The 20,716-nt window shown below is 64.0% G+C and carries 6 protein-coding genes (1 of these 6 only partly in view); 1 reads left to right on the forward strand and 5 read right to left on the reverse strand.

Going from position 1 to position 20,716, the window contains the following annotated elements:
* Together DSM43276_RS22595 and DSM43276_RS22600 are read right to left on the reverse strand one after the other, a co-directional pair.
* A protein-coding gene (locus DSM43276_RS22595; RefSeq protein ID WP_078328528.1) for a non-ribosomal peptide synthetase crosses the window boundary here: on the reverse strand, nt 1–14,764 show its 5' portion. 9,638 nt of this gene lie to the left of the window's left edge; the window shows 14,764 of its 24,402 coding nt (coding positions 1–14,764); the start codon lies at nt 14,762–14,764; its stop codon lies beyond the left edge, outside the window.
* A gap of 17 nt (nt 14,765–14,781) precedes the next feature.
* On the reverse strand, nt 14,782–15,012 hold the full coding sequence (locus tag DSM43276_RS22600) for an MbtH family protein (protein ID WP_078328624.1): 231 nt from the start codon (nt 15,010–15,012) through the stop codon (nt 14,782–14,784).
* Nucleotides 15,013–15,547: 535 nt separating this feature from the next.
* On the opposite strand from DSM43276_RS22600, the gene DSM43276_RS22605 reads away from it, so the two are divergent.
* Entirely contained in the window at nt 15,548–16,951 is a 1,404-nt protein-coding gene (locus DSM43276_RS22605; RefSeq protein WP_078328529.1) for a cytochrome P450, read from the forward strand.
* On the opposite strand, the gene DSM43276_RS22610 is transcribed toward DSM43276_RS22605, so the two are convergent.
* The 3 genes from DSM43276_RS22610 to DSM43276_RS22620 all read right to left on the reverse strand — a co-directional run bounded on the left by DSM43276_RS22610 (nt 16,923) and on the right by DSM43276_RS22620 (nt 20,632).
* Nucleotides 16,923–18,203 carry a glycosyltransferase gene (locus DSM43276_RS22610; protein WP_078328530.1) on the reverse strand — a complete coding sequence of 427 codons (1,281 nt, stop codon included), beginning with the start codon at nt 18,201–18,203 and terminating at the stop codon, nt 16,923–16,925. The genes DSM43276_RS22605 and DSM43276_RS22610 overlap by 29 nt on opposite strands.
* A gap of 7 nt (nt 18,204–18,210) precedes the next feature.
* Nucleotides 18,211–19,491, reverse strand: coding sequence for a glycosyltransferase (locus DSM43276_RS22615; protein WP_078328531.1), 1,281 nt, complete (start codon nt 19,489–19,491; stop codon nt 18,211–18,213).
* A gap of 160 nt (nt 19,492–19,651) precedes the next feature.
* Nucleotides 19,652–20,632 (reverse strand): class I SAM-dependent methyltransferase, encoded by a 981-nt coding sequence (locus DSM43276_RS22620; protein ID WP_078328532.1) that lies wholly within the window; start codon nt 20,630–20,632, stop codon nt 19,652–19,654.
* Nucleotides 20,633–20,716 lie beyond the last annotated feature (84 nt).

Here is a 20,716-nt window from a genome sequence, read left to right on the forward strand (position 1 = left end):
CTTGCTCGTCGGCGCGGCCGAGGTAGTCCAGCTGGCCGTCGGCTCGCCAACGCACCAGATCGCCGGTGCGGTACATGCGCGTTCCGGCCTCGCCGAACGGACAGGCCATGAACCGCGACGCGGTCAAGCCCGAGCGACGCCAGTACCCCATGCCGACTCCCGCACCGGCCAGGTACAACTCGCCGACCACGCCGGCGGGCACCGGACGCAGCCACTCGTCCAGCACAAAGAACGACGCCCAGGCAGTTGGCGAGCCGATCGGCGGTGGACCCGCCTCTGCCTCCAAAGGAGCACTGGCACACAACCACATCGTCGTCTCGGTGGGGCCGTAGACGTTGACCATCACCCGACCCGGCGCCCAGCGATCCACCAATGCCGGCGGACAGGGCTCCGCGCCGATGACCAACGACGTCGCCTCCAGACCATCGACCGCCAGCATCGACACCGCCGACGGGGTTTGCGTCAGCACCGTCACCTGCTCGCGCACCAGCAGCTCGTGGAAGTCATGCGGCGAACGGGCCACTAGCTCGGGCACCACCACCAGCCGTCCACCGTGCAGCAGCGCACCCCAGATCTCCCACACCGAGAAGTCGAACGCATACGAGTGGAATTGCGTCCACACCTGTCCCGGTTCCAGCGGCACGCCGATCTGTAGCGAGTCGAACAGCTGCGTCACGTTGCGCTGACTGACTGCGACGCCCTTGGGCAACCCGGTAGTGCCCGAGGTGTAAATGATGTGGGCCATCTCATCGGGAGCTGGCGGCGGCACTGCGGTACTCGGCTGGGCGGCAACAGCTGAATCCTCGACATCGAAGACCATCAGGCCGTGCCCGGTGAAGCGGTCAACGAACATTGTGGTGGTGACGGCCGCGATCGGCGCTGCGTCAGACAACATGAACTCGACGCGGGCCGAGGGCAGCGCCGGATCGATCGGCAGGTAGGCCGCGCCGGTCTTGAGCACTGCCAAGATCGCCACGACTGCCTCAGCTGAACGAGGAAACATCAATGCGACGCGCTCGCCGGGACCTACACCGCAGCCAATGAGTAGGTGCGCCAACTGGTTTGACGCCTCGTCGAGCTCCCGATACATCAACGAACGGTGCCCGCAGACCAGTGCCACCGCTTCCGGCGCACGCCTCACCTGCACGGAGAACAGCTCCGGCACCGACCCAGGCGCCGGAAGAGTTGTCAGCACGGCCCGATTGCCCCACCGCTGCAGCCGGGCGCGCTCGGTTCCGTCGAGCATCTCCACCGCCGACAGCGACCGACCCGGATCGGAGGTCATCGCCTCCAACACCGCCTCAATCCGGTGCGCGAGGGCTCCGATATCGGCAGCGCCGAAAACTGCCGTGTCGTATTCGATGCGCAGCCGTAGTTCCTTACCGGGTATGGCTTGCATCGTCAGCGGGTAATCGGTCGATTCGTGGCTGGTGATCTCGGTGATGGTGATCCCGTCCACGCCTGATAACGCGCTGCTATCCACCGGGTAGTTCTCGAACACGAACAGGGTGTCGAACAGTCGATCGTGGCCGGCGATGCGGTGGATCTCGCTGAGCGAGAGGTGCTGATGCTCAAGGGTCTTGGCGTGGGAGCGCTTCAGCTGATCCAGCAGATCGATGGTGGTTGTCTGCGCGGTGATGTCCGCACGCACCGGCACGGTGTTGATCAACAGGCCCACCATCGATTCCGCGCCCACCACCTCGGCCGGCCGCCCGGATACCACGGTGCCGAAGGCGACGTCATGGTGACCGGTCAATGAGGTGAGCAGCAGTGCCCAGGCGCCCTGCAACACGGTGTTGACGGTGGTGTGCTGCAATCGCGCCAGCTCACCGAGTGCCCGCGTGGTGTATTCGGACACTCGGTGAGCCCGCACGCCGCGCTGCCCCCGCACGGATCTCTGTGGCGAGTCGACGAGTGTGGGCGCGTTAAAATCCGCGAGCACCTCACCCCAGGCCGCCTGGGCGCCCCCGTGATCCCGGTCCGACAGCCAGCCGATGAAACTCCGGTAGGGAGTGGCGGCGGGTAACCGCTGCCCGCGGTAGCTGGCGAAGATCTCGTGCAGCAGGATCGGCAGTGACCAGCCATCGAGGACGATGTGGTGGTTGGTGAGCACAAATCGATGCCGGTCATGCGCGGTGCGAATCAAGGCCACCCGGAAGGCCGGCGGGTCGGACAGATCACACACGGCGGCGCGTTCAGCGGCACACACCCGCTGGATCTGTCCTTCGGTTTCGGCACTGAGGAATTCGACATGGGTGTCGATATCCAGATCGACATATCGCCACCCCGCGCTGGGATCGGCGGGGATGATCTGCACCGGTTGGTCGAACTGCTCGCAGAATCGAGCCGCCAGGTGTGGGTGGCGACCCGCCACCGTTTGCACGGCGTCGTGCAGACGATGCTGATCCAGTGGGCCGTCGACCGTGATGTCGAGCTGTACCACATACAGATCGTCGGGTCCATCCCCTGCGCGGCTGTGAAAGACCAGGCCTTGCTGTAATGCACTCAGCGGCAGTACATCTGCGATCCGGTACTGCTGCTCCAACTCGTCGATCTGCCGTTGACTGAGCAGGGCAGGTGCGATGTCCGACGGGGTCAGCCCGCCCCCGCCCTGTCGCACGTGCGCGCAGATACCGACCAGCGCGTCGAACCACAGCTGGCTCAGACGGGTGATCTGGCCGTGGTCGAATACCGACGACGCCCACGTCCAGTTGGCTTGTAACTGCGGGCCGGTATCGGCGTCGAGGGTGCCGGCGTTGAGTGCCACCGAGTGGGTCAACGGCATCGGAATCGCCGCGGCAGCAGCGGTCGACGACACGCTCTCCGTGGATATCCGCCACAGATCATCGGATTGTTCGGTGCCTGCACCCCCCAATCGACCCAAATAGTTGAAGGCGATCGTCGGGTCGCCCGCATCCAGATCGACGTCGGCATTCAGGTAGCGCAGCAGCCCGTAGGTCAGCGGATCCGGCAGAGACCGCAGCTCCTCCTTGGCGCCCTTGATCACCGCGCCCAACGCGACATCACCGGCCGCGACACGGGTCCAGGGCAGCCCGCCCAGTGTCAACGCCACCGGGTATTTCGCGGTGAACCACCCGACCGTGCGCGACAAGTCGACCTCGGCGGCGAGATCCTCGTGCCGTCCGTGACCCTCGACGTCGATGCCGATCGGCGAGTCCCCGGTACCCGAGAATTCGGCTACCGCTAGACCGAATGCGATCAACAGGATGTCTTGTAGCCCTGCATGAAACGCGGCAGGAACCTCGCCGAGCAGCATGCGGGTGGTCTCGGTGTCCAGTGATACCGACAGCTGCCCTGCGCTCTCGTGGGTGTCTGCCACGGCACGCGACGGCGGGAGGACCGCCGGGGTGGCCGCCACCTGACGCCACGCCTGCGCCTGCCGCTCAACCTCAGGACGGCGCGCATGCACGTCCAACAATTCGGCCCACCGACGAAAGGACGTCCCGGTGGCCGGCAGCGCCAGAGGTTGCCCGCCACGACGTTGTGCCCACGCAATATTGATGTCTTCCAGGAGAATTCGCCAGGAGACCCCATCGACCGCCATGTGATGTACAACCAGAACCAGCTGGGCGGTGGCGGTTGCCCACAGCGCGTTCAGCATCACCCCAGCGGCCGGTTTCAACCGTGACCGCGCCGCTACCAACGCCTCGTCGGACAACACCTCCACCACGTGCAGGCAATCTCGCGCGCCAACCACACCGGGCTCGGGCACCGTCAACGACCATCCGCCGACGCCGTCGTCCTCAACGCGCAATCGCAGCGTGGCGTGGCGATCCAGCAAGGCCTGCAACACCACCGCGACATCGGCCTCGGTGACATCTGCCGGGGCCTGCAGCAGCACAGACTGGTTGAACTCGCCGGTTGGGCCGTCAATACCCCTCAGCCACTGCATGATGGGGGTGGCCAGCGCCGGTCCAACCCCGTCATCGATCGGGCCACGCGAATCTGCGGCCACCTCGACGACCCGCGCCAATCGGGCAACGCTCTGCTCGACGAAGACATCACGCGGACGGCACACCAGACCGGCGACTCGGGCCCGTGACACCACCTGCATGGACAGGATGCTGTCGCCGCCAAGGTCAAAGAATGAGTCGTCGACACCAACCCGATCCAGCCCGAGTACCTGAGCATAAATGTCAGCGAGAACCTCTTCCACGGCGTCCACCGGGGCGCGATACCGGTCACGGTAGTCGGGAGCGGGAAGGGCTCGGGAGTCGAGCTTTCCGTTGACCGTCAACGGAAAGGCGTCCATGGCCACGATCGACGCGGGCACCATGTAAACCGGCAACCGGTCCGCCATCGCGGTACGCAGCTCGCCGGAATCGGCGGTCCCCGTGATGTAGCCGACCAACCGCTTGTCCCCCGGTCGATCCTCCCGCGCAATCACCACTGCCTGCTCGACGCCGTCCAGGCTCGCCAAAACGGCCTGCACTTCACCGAGTTCGATGCGATGGCCACGGATCTTGACCTGCTCATCGGCGCGGCCCAGATATTGCAGCTGCCCGTCGGTGCCCCAGCACACCAGGTCCCCGGTGCGATACATCCGCTGTGCCTGCGTTCCCGCGCCGACAAACGGACACGCCACAAAACGCGCGGAGGTCAAACCGGTCCGGCCCACATAGCCGTATCCCAATCCCGCACCGGCCACGTACAGCTCACCGATCACACCGGCCGGGACCGGGCGCAACCACTCGTCGAGCACAAAGAGCGCGGCTCCGGACACCGGCGAGCCGATGGGCACACCCTGCCCTGCCTGTAGTGGCGCACTGATCGCCACACACATCGTGGTCTCGGTGGGTCCGTAGGCGTTGATCATTATCCGCCCGGGTGCCCACTGATCGACCACCTCCGGTGGGCAGGCCTCACCGACTACCACCAATGCCGCCGACTCCAGGCCTTCCCGCGGTAAGACTCTTACCGCAGAAGGTGTTTGCGTGATCACACGGACGCGTTCACGAACAAGCAAGGCATGGAAGTCTTCGGGTGAGTTCGTCACCTCCTCGGGAACCACCACCACCCGCCCGCCCCGCAGCAGAGCACCGAAGATCTCCCACACCGAGACGTCGAAGGCCAGCGAATGGGTCTGCGACCACACTCCGGGGTGCGGCAGTCCGGCGTCGAGCGACTCGAGCAACTGCGTCACGTTGTGATGGCTGAGCGCAACGCCCTTGGGCACGCCCGTGGTGCCCGAGGTGTAGATCAGATAGGCGATATCGTCCGCGCCCGGTGCCGCCAGTTCCCCGCGGGGATGACCCTCCAAGGAGTCATCGATGTTGCCAACGTCAATGATCGCCAAGCCATCCCGGCCGAGCCGATCGGCCAGATCGGCGGTGGTGACCGCGGCGACCGGCGTGGCATCGGCCAGCACGAATGCCACTCGCACATCGGGCACCGACGGATCGATCGGCAGGTACGCCGCCCCGGTCTTGAGGACTGCCAGGATCGCCACAATGGCCTCGGCCGACCGGTGGAACAACAGCGCGACACAGTGCCCCGGACCCGCTCCCCGCGTGATCAGTACCTGCGCCAATCGGTTGGCGGCATCGTCGAGTTCGCGGTAAGTCAACGAACTCTCGCCGTCGGTCACCGCCACCGCCTCGGGGGCCCGCGTCGCGTGCTCGGCGAAGAGTGCCGTAATCGACACCGCGCGCGGCGCCGGCCGCGTCAGCGCCTCGTGGTTGCCGAGCGCCGTAAGACGGGAGTGCTCAGCGTCGTCGAGTGCATCCACCGACGACAACCGCGCCGCCGGATCGGCCGTCATGGCCGTCAGGACACGCTGAAGACGAGCGACCAGCGCTGTGATTGATTCGGCGTCATACACGTCGGTGCGGAACTCCACCGTTCCACCGATTCCGGCCGGCTCACCGGACTGCGTCCGGCGTTCGGCCAGCGAGAAGTTCACATCCATGCGCGCCGTGTGTGTCTCCACCGGCATTCGAGTGACGCGCAGATCGCCCAACTCCACATCGGCTGCTACATCATTGATGTCGTGTCCGGCGAGACTCTGCCACGCCAACGCCACCTGAATCAGCGGGTGATGGGACAGCGAGCGAGTGGGGTTCAATCGCTCGACAAGTACCTCGAAGGGCACGTCCTGGTGTTCGTAGGCAGCCAGGCTGCGAGCGCGCACCTGGGCCAGAATCTCGGAGACGGTGGGGTCGCCGGCCAGATCGACCCGCAGCACCAACGTGTTGACGAAGAAGCCGACCAGCTCATCGAGGGCTGGATCGCGACGCCCGGCGATCGGGAAACCCACCGCCACATCGGCGCTGGAACTGAGCTTGGAAAGCAGCGCCAGCAGCGCCGCCTGCACCACCATGAAGCTGGTCGCGTTGTGCTCACGAGCCACCCGAGCAACCTGCTGCTGCAACTCGACGGGCCAGTCCACCGCGATCGTCGCGCCGTGGTGGTTGGCCATCAGCGGGTACGGCCGGTCGGTGGGCAACGCGATGCGTTCGGGTATCCCGGCCAACGCGCCTTCCCAGTAGGCCAGCTGCCCTGCGATGCGGCTGTCACCGTCCTCGAGGTCACCGAATTGCGCTCGCTGCCAGAGGGTGTAATCGGCATACTGCACTGACAGATCGGCCCAACCCGGAGCGCGCCCACCAGATCGGTCCGCGTAGGCGAACCCCAGATCGGCCACCAGTGGGACGATCGACCAACCGTCCGCGGCGATGTGATGCACCACCACCGCGAGCACGTGCTTGTCCTCGGAGATACGGAAAAGCCGGGCCTTCATGGGGATTTCGGCGGCCAGATCGAAGGCGTGCTGCGATACGGCGTCCGTGGCCAGCTGGAGCTGCGGCGCGGTCCAGTCGGTGGCATCGATGATCTCCCAGCCGAAATCGACGCTTCCCGGATCGACCACTACTTGACAGGGGATGCCGCCGGGAGCGGCGAAGAGGGTGCGCAGGCTCTCATGACGCCCCACCACATCGGCCAGCGCAGCACCCAACGCGTCGACATCCAGCTCCCCGTCCATCCGGAACGCGGCTGTCATGTTGTACACCGCTGAGGGACCCTGCAACTGGTCCAGGAACCACAAGCGCGATTGAGCGAACGACAGCGGAACCACAGCGGGCCGCTCGCCTGCCACCAACGGCGCCAGCCGAGTCTCTTCCCCACCGACACGGTTGGCCAGTTGCGCTACCGTGGGCGCGTCGAACAGGGCGCGTACAGCGATACCTGTGTTGAGCGCGGCATTTATCGCGGCGATTAGGCGCATCGCGGACAAGGAATCTCCGCCGAGATCGAAGAACGAGTCATCGGCACCCACGCGCTCGTGCCCGAGCACTCGGGCGTAGATATCGGCCAGGATTTCCTCGACCGGGCTGGCCGGTGCTCGATAGTGATCGCCGTCGACGTAGTCGGGTGTGGGCAGCGCGCGTCTATCGAGCTTGCCGTTGACCGTCAGCGGCACGGAATCGATCGCCACTATCGCGGCCGGCACCATGTAACTCGGCAGCCGCTCGGCCAGCAGGGCTCGGATCTGGCTCGGGTCGGCATTTCCGGTGATGTAGCCGACCAGGCGCTGATCACCGGATACATCCTCGCGGGCGATGACCGCGGCCTGGGTCACTCCGCCGAGTGCGGCCAGCGCGGCCTGGACTTCGCCGAGTTCGATGCGGTACCCGCGAATCTTGACCTGCTCATCGGCACGGCCCAGATACTGCAGCTGCCCGTCCGCACCCCATCGCACCAAGTCCCCGGTGCGATACATCCGCGCACCAGGCTCGCCGAACGGGCAGGCCACAAACCGAGATGCGGTCAAACCGGCCCGGCGCCAATAGCCAAGACCCACACCACGACCTGCCACATACAACTCGCCGACCACCCCGGGGGGCACCGGACGCAGCCACGCATCCAGCGCGAACAACGCCACCCCAGACACCGGTACACCGATCGGCACCGCCGAACCCGCGGTGAGCGGTGCGCTGATCGATGCGTACACCGTGGCCTCGGTGGGGCCGTAGGCGTTGATCATCACTCGTCCGGGTGCCCAGCAGTCCACCAGCTCGGGCGGGCACGCCTCACCTGCCACGACCAACGTCGTCGATTCCAGGCCCTGCGGCGAGATCATGCCCGCCGCAGAGGGGGTTTGGCTCAACACACTCACGCGCTCGGCGACAAGCAACTCATGGAGGTCGCCGGGCGAAGCGGCGACTGGCTCGGGCACCACCAGCAGGCGTGCACCGTGTAGCAATGCACCGAAGATCTCCCACACCGAGACATCGAAGCTATAGGAATGCCACTGCCCCCACACCTGTCCGGGTTCCGATGGAATGTTGACGTCCAACGACCCGAACAGTCCGGGAACGTTGCGGTGCGCAATGGCAACGCCTTTCGGAACACCGGTGGTTCCCGAGGTGTAGATGATGTACGCGATGTCATCGGAGGTAGGGGGCACCAGCTCGATGCTGGGCCGGCGATCGGAGGCGGCGTCTGCCATCTCACTGATATCGACGACGGTCAGGTCAAGCCCCTCCAGGCGCGACCGATGTCCTGCGGTGGTGACCCCGAGGATCGGCATGACATCGGCCACCATGAACTCGATGCGGGAAGCCGGCAGCGCCGGGTCAACCGGAACGTAAGCTGCGCCGGTTTTCAGCACGGCCAAGATCGCCACAATGGCCTCAGCAGAGCGGGAGAACAACAGCGCCACAACCTCGCCCGGACGCGCGCCGCGTCGTGCCAACACGTGGGCGAACCGGGTGGTGGCCTCATCCAGTTCCCGGTACGTCATCGACTGGCCCTCGAAAGTCACTGCCACCGCATCGGGCGTGCGCCCCGCCTGCTGCGCGAACAATGCCGGAATCGAGTCCATGCCGACGGGTTTGGTCAGGCCCGCCCGGTTACTCCACTGGTTCAGGTGAGTGTGGTCGGCCTCGTCCAGCAGATTGATCGACGACAACGCGCGCCCTGGATCAGCAATCATCGCCGCCAGAATCGTCTTCAGCCGCTCGAACAAAGCCTCTACGGCAACAAGGTTGAAGACATCGGTGTCGTATTCAACACGAAGAACCAATTCACGGCCCGGTAGAGCTTGCACGGCAAGCGGGTAGTGGTTGGATTCACGGAAATCGAATTCGGTGATCGCCAGGCCATCGACATTCAGTGCCGCGGTGGTATCGATCGGGTAGTTCTCGAACACCAAAAGTGTGTCGAACAGCTTGTCCTGGCCGGTGATCCGGTGGATGTCACTCAGCGCCAGGTGCTGGTGCTCAAGGGTGTCGTTGTGAGCGCTCTGCAATTGGTGCAACAGATCTGAGGTGGTGGTGACCGGCGAGAGGTTCGCTCGCACCGGCACCGTGTTGATCAGCAGCCCGACCATCGATTCCGCGCCGAGGACCTCGGCCGGGCGCCCCGAGACCGTCGTGCCGAACGCGACATCATGCCGACCGGTCAGTGAGCTCAGGAGCAACGCCCACGCGCCCTGAAGCACGGTATTGGCGGTCGTGTGATGTGAGCGCGCCAGGTCGCCGAGCGCCAGCGTCGTCTCCTCCGGTAGCCGGAAAGATTCAACGCCTCGGTATCCCCATTCTTCTCGACCGGTCGGGCAGACCAGTGTCGGGCTATCGAGACCGGCCAGTGCCTCGCGCCACGCCGCGTGGGCGCTAGCACGATCCCGCTCCGTCAACCAGGTGACAAAGCTGCGATATGGCGCGGCCGCGGGCAGCCGTTGTCCGCCGAGGCTGGCGAAGATCTCCTGCATGAGGATCGGCATCGACCACCCATCGAGCACGATGTGGTGAGCGGTCAGGACGAAGCGATGTCGATCATCGGCGATGCGGACAAGTGCGGCCCGCACCGCGGACTGGTTCTCGAGGTCGCACACCGCGGAGCGTTCGGCGGCACAGAATTCGCGGATCTGCTCGTCGATGTCACGGTCGGCGCTGCCGTCGGTATCCAGTTCGATGTACTGCCAGGGCACTTCGGGATCGACGGGAATGATCTGCACCGGGTGCTCGAATTGTTCGCAGAAGCGAGCCGCCAGATGTGGGTGTCGTCCCACCACTGTATGGACGGCATCGCGGAGGCGGCTCACGTCGAGTGACCCACTCATCGCGATACTCAACTGCATCGCATAGACATCGTCTGAGCCCTGTGCGGTGCCGGCGTGAAAGAGCAGACCCTGTTGTAAGGGAGTCAGCGGCAGTACATCGGCGATGCGGTGCTGCTGGCTCAACTCGTCGATCTGCCGCTGATTCAGCTCGGCAGGAGTCACATCCGATGGAGTTAATCCGCCTCCACCCCTTCGCACATGCGCGCAGATGCCGGCCAGCGCGTCGAACCACAGTCGGCTGAGCCTGCCTACTTGCGTGTGATCGAGCACCGAGAGCGCCCACGTCCAGTCGGCGTTCAGATGCGGCCCGGTGTCGGTGTCCAAGGTGGCGGCGTTGAGTTCCACGGTGTGCCCGAGCGCCGTGGGAACCAACCCGGCGGCACGGGTCAACGTCAGACCCTCGGGGCAGATTCGCCACGGATCGCCGGCGGCACCGCCGAGGCGGCCCAGATAGTTGAATGCGATTGCGGGATCCGCCGTTTCCAGGTCAACATCGGTGTTGAGGTAACGCAGCAGACCGTAGGTAACGCCCAGCGGTTGGGTGCGAAGCTGTTCCTTGGCGTTCTTGATCACCGCCCCCAGCGCCACATCACCGTCCAGCACCTGAGCCCAGCGCAACCCGCCCAGCGCCAACGACACCGGGTACTTGGCGGTGAACCAGCCGACAGTGCGCGATAGATCCGTGCAGCGATCGGCGGCCCCACCCAGATCTGCCAATTCCTCGTGGCGCCCGTGCCCCTCCACGTCGATGCCGATGGGCGTCCCGACACTGCCGGTGAACTCAGCCACCGCTAATCCGAATGCGATCAAAAGGATCTCGTGCACCCCGGCGTGAAACGCCGTCGGCACCTCGCCGAGCAACATGCGGGTGGTCTCGGCGTCCAGCGATACCGACAGCTGACCTGCGCTCTGGTAGGTATCCGTCTCGGCATGCACAGGTGACAACGCCGCCGGGGTCGACGCCGTCTGCCGCCACGCCTGTGCCTGTTCCATAACCTTCGGGTGCTGCGCACACTGGACCAGCTGCTCAGCCCACCGGGCGAACGACGTGCCCGTCGCCGGCAGCAGCACCGGCTGGCCAAGGCGGTGCTGCGCCCACGCAATATTGATATCTTCCAACATGATTCGCCACGACACACCGTCGACCGCGAGATGGTGGACGATCAACACCAGCTGGCTCCCGGAGGCCACCCAGAGCGCACTCAGCATTACCCCGGCCGCCGGATTCAACCGCGACCGCGCCGCCGCCAGTGCCCCATCCGACAACGCCTCCACCGTGTGCAGGCACTCGCGCGCGTTCACCGCACCCACCGCAGGCACCGTCAACGACCACTCGCCTGTACCGTCGTCATCCGCGCACAGCCGCAGCATCGCATGGCGATCCATCAAGGCCTGCAACATGATGACGACGTCACCCTCGGTGGTGTCGGTGGGCGCCTGTATCAGCACTGTCTGGTTGAACTCACGGATCGACCCGTCTGTGCTTTCCAGACCCTTCAACCACCCCATGATCGGTGTGGCGATCACCGACCCGAGGCCCTCATCGATCGGCTCCTGCGCGCCGCTGGTCGCAGCGACCACCCGGGCCAGCCGGGCCACACTCTGCTGAACAAAGATGTCACGTGGTCGACACATCAGACCCGCTGCACGCGCACGCGAGGACACCTGCATTGCCAGGATGCTGTCCCCACCGAGCTCGAAGAATGAGTCGTCGATACCGACGTGGTCTAGACCAAGGATCTGCGCGTAGATGCCGGACAGGACTTCTTCGGTCGGGGTGGTCGGGGCCCTGAACTGGTCGACGCGTCGGTATTCCGGTGCGGGCAGGGCCTTTCTGTCCAGTTTGCCGTTGACCGTCAACGGCATGGTTTCCAAGACCACGATCGCTGCGGGCACCATGTACGACGGCAATCGCTCCGCCATCGCGGCGCGCAGGACACCGGGCTCAGCGGTGCCGGTGATGTAGCCGACCAGACGTTTGTCTCCCGGACGATCTTCCCGGGCGATCACGACCGCCTGCCGGACACCGTCGAATGTCGTTAACGCCGATTGGATTTCGCCCAGTTCGATGCGATACCCGCGGATCTTGACCTGCTCGTCAGCGCGCCCCAGATACTGCAGCTGACCGTCGATGCCCCAGGACACCAGGTCCCCGGTGCGGTACATCCGCGCTCCCCGCCCCCCGAATGGACACGCCACGAACCGATCCGCCGTCAACGCGTTCCGGCCGACATAGCCGTAGCCCAAACCCGCGCCGGCCACATACAACTCGCCGACCACACCGGCAGGTACCGGACGCAACCAATCGTCGAGCACGAAGAACGCCAGATCGGCCAACGGAACCCCGATGGGACTGGCTGCGGTGTTCACATCTGTGGCGGTGATCTCGCGGAATGACGCGTGCACCGTCGTCTCGGTAATCCCGTACATGTTGATCAACCGAGGTGCCCCCGGATGATCGGACAACCAGGTCCCGAGGCGCGATGGGGTCAGGGCTTCCCCACCGAACACCACTGCCTCTAGCCCCAGCTGCTGGTGTTCCGGCAGCACGGTATCTACCGACTGCAGCGCATAAAACGCCGACGGCGTCTGACTCAACACGCTGACGCCTTCGCGGACGAGCAGGGCGTGGAGCTCTTCGGGTGAGCGCGTTACGGCTTCGGGTACCACCACCAGCCGCCCGCCGTGGAGCAGGGCACCGAAAACCTCCCACACCGAGAAGTCGAAGGCCAGCGAATGGCACTGCGTCCATACCTGCCCCGGGGTCAACTCCAGATCGGCATCGATGGCCTCCAACAATCTCGTCACGTTGTGGTGCGGAATGGCAACCCCTTTCGGCACACCGGTGGTGCCCGAGGTGTAAATCAGATACGCGATATCGTCGGGACCCGGCATCACCGGCAGGGCAGTACAGGGCCTGCCGTACACCGCACGGTCGTTGATATCGATCACCGTCACGCCGCATCCACCTAACCGATCCACCAGATCGGTGGTGGTCACGGCAACAGCGCACCCGGCATCGGCCAGCACGAATTCCAATCGCGCGTCAGGCACCGAGGGATCGATCGGCACGTACGCCGCACCGGTCTTCAGCACCCCCATGATCGCCACGATCGCCTCGACAGACCGCGAGAACAACAACGCTACCCGCTGCCCGGGTCCCACACCATGAGCAACTAGTAAGTGCGCCAGTCGATTTGCCGCCGCGTCCAGCCCTCGATAGGTCATCGCGCTGTCGCCTGAACTCACCGCCACGGCGCCTGGATCACGCGCTACCTGCTCAGCGAACACCGCCGGAATCGACACCGGTTCAGGCACGGGCCGAATCAACGCCCCCCGATTGCTCCACACCTCCAAGGGAGGGCAGTCGGCCTCATCACGGACATCGATCGCCGAAAGCGGCCGGTCCGGAGCTGCCGTCATCGCCAGTAGCACCCGCTCGAAGCGGTCCGCGAGAGCACGCGCATCGCAGTCGGCGAACAAAGCTCCCACACCCGACGTGCTCAGGAACAGCTCTTCATCGTTCTTGATAAAGACCAGCCCAAACTGATCCACGAGGCCCGTGTGGGTCACGGTCCCCGATCCCGCGGCGCCGGCAAAATCTGCCAAACGCGTCGTGGGGATGAAGTTGATGGCCGCGCGATGTGCCGCCTGTCCGCCGCGCTGAAATCCCGTCTTGCTCTCGATGGCGCGCAACGGAAACCGCTGATGCTGCAACGCTTCTTGGATCCGCGTGTCGACGTGTTCACAGAAGGCAGCCACCGTGGTCACCGGCGATGTCGCCAACCTCAGCGGAACAACACCGGAACTCATTCCTGGCACGAAGAGCGCTTCTGGGCGTACCCGCCTGCTCACCGGGAAATCGAGTACGACCTGCGAACCACCGACCTCACCACGCACCAGCAGTGCACATGCCGCGGTGATCACGGCGGCTCGACGCACCCCCAACGCATGCGACAACTCACGAGTCTTGGCGACGACGGACGGATCCAATTGAATTGGTGCAGAAGGCTCATACTCGACGGTTTGACTCGCGACCGCCGGCGCCGTGCCATGCCGTGAATCGCTCTCCAGCGGGCCACAGTTGGTCCAATACGCCTCATCATCGACGTAATCATCGGATGCCTCGTACTCCGCTTCGCAGTCGATGAGACTCTTCAGCGATCCAAAGATGGGCGGCGGTATCGGCGTATCCGTGGCGATCGCGGAATAGACGGTCGCGATCCGATGGCACAGGAGACCCATGCCGATTCCGTCCGTCGCGATGTGGTGACAGCACACGAAGAAATAGAAGTCGTCGGCTCGCGCCTGCATCAGCGCGAACTTGAACAAAGGGCCGCTGAGGGGCATCGGCCTTCGCCGGATCGATGACGCTATCCGATAGGCATCAGCCATGGGATCCGAAGAGCCCGTTAAGTCATGGCGAGCAAGCTCGACATCCGGATAGTCAACTACCGCTTGAAAAACCTGACCGCCACGTTCAGAAAAGACGGCCCTGAGCGGCTCGGCTTCATGCACCACGTGACGCACGGCCCGCTCGAGCAGGTCATGCTTGATGACGCCCTCGATTCGGCCAAGCATGCCCAGCTGCCACTTGATACCGGCGTGACCAGTTTCCTCAGCGAGCCAGATATCCAGCTGCCCCCGCGTAAGCGGCAGCGCCCCATGATCACATTCCATTGGTCCCCACCCACTGCTTAATGATCAACAGTCCGGCCCTGTGCAACCCTCTCGCGCAGGCTTTTTGGCCTAATGTCTGGCCAGCTCTGCTCTATGTTGTCCAAGCAGGCAGCGCGATCCGCCGCACCGAAAACCACTCGCCATCCGGCCGGAACATCGGCAAAGGCCGGCCACAGGCTGTGTTGCTCTTCGTCGTTGACCAGAACGAAAAAGCTGCCGTTGTCATCATCAAATGGATTGATACTCAACACTTCTCCCGACACCATCCACGCACGATAAGTGGAACCTGTTCTAAAACTAACCGAGAAAGCGCCGGCGTTGCGTGTTTTTAGAAAAATCACCAATACTTGCTACTGGTCAGTCAAGAACCTGAATGGCCGGTCGTCATTGCCCGACACGATTGGCCCAGGAGTGACGAATTGGCTGCTAGTCGTTACCAAACCGGCCATGATCAGCCCGACGCCACCGCGACGACACAGAAGGCGCCTGCTGTCTCATGGTTTGCTGTATGCCCCGTGGCACGCATCGTGCAGTGCTCGACGAGGTATTGAACGTGACCAGATTTATCTCGTAGAACCGCCGATGACGACTGACCTGATACCCATCGGCGACATGCCCAACCTTCGAAAGTGCCTGCGCACCCGACCCAACACTCGTACCGTTGGTGGGCACCGTTGCGCCCCGGGCTGAGTCAGTTTCCGCGACAGGCAAACTCGCACCAGTCGCTGCCGAGGCCGCCGGCATGTGAGCTGTCATACCGTCTAGTACTGAGGATCACGCAAAGTGAGCAAAACTGCGAAAACCGCACTGCCGCCCGGGCCTCCGCTCCCTCTGGTGGTGCAGTCCATATTGATGGCTGCCTATGGTCTGCGCTTCCTGGCCGGATGCCAGCGCCGCTATGGCAACGTGTTCACGCTGCGTATCCCCTTGTCGGGCAAGGTCGTATACCTCGCAAATCCGGCCGATATCAAGACGGTGTACGCCGGGGACCCGCGGGTCTTTCATTCCGGCGAGGCGCACTGGTTCTTTCGGGGCCTCCTCGGTGATAGCTCCTTGTTTGTACTTGACGAGGACGCCCACCACGACCAGCGTCGTCTGCTCATGCCGGCGTTTCATCGCGACACCGTCGCGCGCCAGGCCGCTCAGATGGCCGAGATCGCTGCCGCAAACATATCCACATGGCCGGTGGGTGAAGACTTCTCCGTTGCCCCCAAGACCACCGACATCACGCTCGAGGTGATCCTGCGAACAGTTATCGGCGCCACCGACCCGGTGCGGCTGGCCGCGCTGCGCAAGGTCGTGCCGCGTCTGCTCTACATGAAGCCCTGGGAAACACCGGCGATTACCAATCCGGGTCTGCGACGCCATTTCCCGTGGCGGGGTGTCGGCAGACGAATGGCAGAGACCGATGCCTTGCTCTATGCGGAGATTGCCGAACGCCGTGCCGATCCCCACCTGGCCGAACGCACCGATGTGCTGGCCATGCTGGTCAGCGCCACCGATGAGGACGGACGCACCATGTCCGACCAAGAACTGCGTGATCACCTCCTGACGTCCATCGCGGCCGGACACGAGACCACCGCGACGGCACTGTCCTGGGTGCTGGAACGACTGACCCGCCACCCTGCCGCACTGGCGAAGGCCGTGCAGGCCGCCGATGCCAGCGCCGCAGGTGACCCATCGGGCGACGAATACCTAGACGCCGTCACCAAAGAGACGTTGCGCATCCGTCCGGTGATCTTCAGTTCCGGCAGGGTGCTCAAGGAGCCCGTCGAGGTCGGCGGCTATCGACTACCGGCCGGCATCATGGTCGATCCGGCGATCGGACTCGTGCATGCAAGCGCCGACGTGTATCCGGATCCGGACCGATTCGACCCCGATCGGATGCTCGGCACCACGCTGAGCCCGACCACCTGGCTGCCGTTCGGTGGCGGCAACCGTCGCTGCCTCGGCGCCACCTTCGCCATGGTCGAAATTCGGGTCGTACTGCGTGAGATCCTGCGCCGGGTCGACCTATGTACCACCACGGCGCCCGATGAGAAGCAGCAGGCGAAGCACGTGACTTTCGTGCCACACCGCGGTGGGTACATCCGGGTTCGAGCGATCAGGGACTGCGAGCCCGCCGCAGCGCCAACGTGTCCTGCCGGTACTCACGGCATTACGCAGTCCAGCGACTCGCAGCGCTAGCTGCCGCGAGGCTCTCGACGAGGTCTGCTGTGATCACAACGCTCTCGGCGGGAGTGGTCATTCGAGCAGCGATCTCGTGGGCGCGGGCCACGCATTCCGGTGCGAGGACGGTACGTAGGTCAGCAACCAATGTCTTCTCTGTCGTGGCCGAGAAGCGCCGGGCTGTACCCACTTTCAATCGTTTGACCCGAGCTCCCCACAGCGTCTGATCGAGGTCTGTCGACAGCACCAAGGTGGGAACTCCCGCCCGTAAGCCCGCAGCGGTGGTGCCGGTGCCGCCGTGGTGCACTACCGCGCGACAGGCCGGGAAGGCGGCAGAGTAGTTCATCGCACCAACCACTTTGATGTTCTCGGCGAGGGGGACATCGCTGAAATCTGACCCGGCAGAACACACCAACGCCCGCACGCCCAATTGGTCACACGCCGAGCTGATCATGGCAAGTGTCTTGGTGGCAGATTCGACCGGCAGGCTGCCAAAGCCAAAGAAGACAGGCGGAGCACCGGCGGTTATCCACGAGGCCACTTCGTCATCGAACTCCGTGGGTAAGTCGAGCGTCAGCGCGCCGACGAACGGACGACGGCCCTCATGCTCCGCCCATTCGGCGGCCAGGCCGGGAAAGCAGACCTCGTCGTAGGCCTGGATCTCCAGCGATCCGCGTTCGGTGATTCGCCACGGTGAGGGCGCAACGGCCTTCGGCAGCGCCAGTTCGCCGCGCTGGACGCCCTCGACCTTCTTCGCATTCTGCCAGGCCAGCCACTCGCCAACCTTCATTGTCGATCGGCCCAATGGAGCGGGCAGGAGCGGTACGAAGTGGCCATTGGCCCGCAAGGGAAAGAAATGCAGCGTAGCCAGTGGAATGTCGTAGTACTCCGCGACATTGCCCGCGGCGTCCTCGAAATTCACACCGGTGAAGAGCAAGTCCGCTCCCTCGGCCAACGAGGTCAATGTGGCGACGATGTCCTTCCAACATTGGAGAAAGGGCTCCACCACATCGCGCCGCATCCTGATCAAATCCCGCATCTTCCAGAAGTTGCGAAAGAAGTGCGTCCAGAAATCGCGGTGGGCGTCGAGAACTGCCTGGAGATCTGGCCCGTAGGGGACGGCGGTGGGGCCGGCCGCCTCGACGAATGCGATGAGATCAGGAGGAACGGCCATCTGTACCTCGTGTCCCCGACGTAGCAGCTCGCAGCCAACCGCTACACACGGCTCGATATCGCCGCGCGTGCCGTAGCTCGCCAATACGAACTTCATCGCGGGCTCAGCCGGCCCGCTTGAGCCGCACGAAGTCTTCCAGCAGATCGGCGGCGGTCACCGGACTGTCGGCAGCTTTGGTCATTCGGGCTGCGACCTCACGGGCACGCGTGACGTACGCGGCGTCGAGGATAGTGCGCAGGTCGGCGACCAGTGTCTTCTCCGTCGTCGCCGAGAAACGCCGGGCGGTACCTACTTTCAGCCGCTTGACGCGCGCTCCCCATAACGTCTGATCGAGGTCGGTCGACAGCACCAATGTGGGGACTCCCGCTCGCAGACTCGCGGCGGTGGTGCCCGCGCCACCGTGGTGCACTACCGCACGGCACGCGGGAAAGGCGGCAGAGTAATTCATTACGCCCACCACTTTGACATTCTTAAAAAGTGGTACATGGCTGAAATCACTTCCGCCGGCGCACACTAACGCCCTCTCCCCCAACTGATCACATGCCGCGCTGATCATGGCAAGTGTCTCGGCGGCAGACTCGACGGGCATGCTGCCGAAGCCGAAACAAATCGGCGGTTCTCCCCCGGCAATCCACGAGGCCACCTCGTCATCGGAATCTGTTGGTAGATCAAGCGTCAGTGCACCCACGAAGGGTCGTAGCCCATCGTATTCCGCCCATTCCTCCGCCAATCCGGGCATACAAGCCTCGTCATAGGCCTGGATCTCCAACGAACCACGCTCCGCGATCCGCCAGGGCGAGGGGCCGGTGGCTTTGGGCAGGCCCAGCTCACGACGCTGTGGATCCTCGAGCCTTTTGAACATCGGCCAACCCAGCCACTCCGACAATCGCATGATGGACCGGCCCAGCCGGGCCGGCATTCCCGGAACGAGCTGACCGTTGGCGCGGATCGGAAACACGTGCAGCGTGGCGAATGGAAGCGAGTAGAACTCCGCGACATTGCCGGCTGACTCTTCACCGAGGACACCAGTGAACAGCAGGTCGGCATCCGCCGCTTGCGATCTCAGCGTCGTACTGACGTCCTCCCAGCACTGAACCAAAAATCGCCAATCTTCACGCAGCAGCTCCCGAAGGTCCCGGATCCTCCAGAAGTTCTTCCAGAAGTTCCGCAAGAATCGCGCCCAGAAGTCACGGTTCACGTCCTGCCACACCCGCACGTCGGGTCCGCAGGCGACCGCGGAAAGTCCGGCCGCCTCGGTGAAGTCGACAAGGTCGGGTGGGACGATCATGCGTACGTCATGCCCACGGCGCAACAACTCACGGCCGACGGCGATGCCGGGCTCGACATCACCACGTGTTCCATAGAATGACAGTACGAATTTCATCGCAGAGCCCTTCACTTCCCGTGTTCCTGCGGAATGAAAGCGGGAGCCTCGCCACAGCTCAACCGCCCGGCAGCATATCCCGGTACCCGCGTTATTGACTTTGAATTCAAGAGATTTGGGGATGCATCGAGAACCTTAGACAAAGCGTGCAGATTCGGAGTCACTTGACCCGCAGCACAAAACCGGTCTGGTCACCACGGTTCTGCTGATTGAGCCGTGTGGCCCGCTTCTCCCATTCCCAGATCTGCGTGGGCCGAAACATACGAAGGATTTTGGGGTCGGTCACCGGAACATCACCCCGATAGGCTTCGCTTCCGGTGAACTGACCAAAAGTTGAATCATCAAATGTCTGCGCGACGCGCAGGCCGGCACGCTCTGCGGCCAGAGCCATTCCCCGTCGTGACGGTATGACCATGTGCCGAGGTGCATCGGCCTGCACCCAATCGGCTCCATAGACGGACCACGCCTCGGATGACGTCGTGGGCACCCGGGCCAGGCACATGCCGCCGTCGGTCAACTTTCTGGACGCCACCTCGAGCGTGGCCACCGGATCGGGCATGTGTTCGAGCGAATGATTGAACATGATGAGATCGAATTCGCCTGTCACATCACTCAAATAGCGCTTCAGTAGCGGTATGCGTTCACGCGACTGGCCATCCTCTGCGATGAACGGGTCAGCTCCGACCAAGCTGACGAACCCGACCCTCGCGAGCCGGTCCAGTAACGCACCGCTTCCACATCCAACATCCAAGATCCGCGCATCGCGCCCAATTCCAAGCGCGGCGAGCATCTTGACAGCATCCCCCCCGAGCAGCACACGGAAGATGCCCTCCGGCACGGGAGAAGCCAGAGCCGGCCCAAATATCCTTCCCCCGCTTCGTAGTTTAAATAGGTCTCGCTGTGTGACCAGCCATTGAAAGGCCTTCGGCTGGGCCGAACCGTTGTGCGAGTAGTAGGCCGCGGGGTAATGCCGCATGAGCTCTTCACCCTCAAGCGCGTTGACGATCTGCAACGTGTCGCACGCGGCGCAGCTGAAGTATTCGAACACCTCGCGGGTGCCGAACATCATCTCGCGAACCTCTAGCGTTCGATGGGGGCCAGTCGAGTCGCACAGCCGGCACGCACTGGTAACCGCCGTCATTCAAATCTCCTCCACGAGAGTCTGAGTCCGGAGAACGCGCACCACGTGCCGAGGGCCTGTGACAGGCCGCCACAGAACAACTTT

Source organism: Mycobacteroides salmoniphilum (assembly GCF_004924335.1).
GTDB lineage: Bacteria > Actinomycetota > Actinomycetes > Mycobacteriales > Mycobacteriaceae > Mycobacterium > Mycobacterium salmoniphilum.

Bases quoted from the DNA above. Each gene is read 5' to 3' on its own strand.
- DSM43276_RS22615 (WP_078328531.1), bottom strand. From the start codon at position 19,491: ATGAAATTCGTACTGTCATTCTATGGAACACGTGGTGATGTCGAGCCC.
- DSM43276_RS22620 (WP_078328532.1), bottom strand. From the start codon at position 20,632: ATGACGGCGGTTACCAGTGCGTGCCGGCTGTGCGACTCGACTGGCCCC.
- DSM43276_RS22610 (WP_078328530.1), bottom strand. From the start codon at position 18,203: ATGAAGTTCGTATTGGCGAGCTACGGCACGCGCGGCGATATCGAGCCG.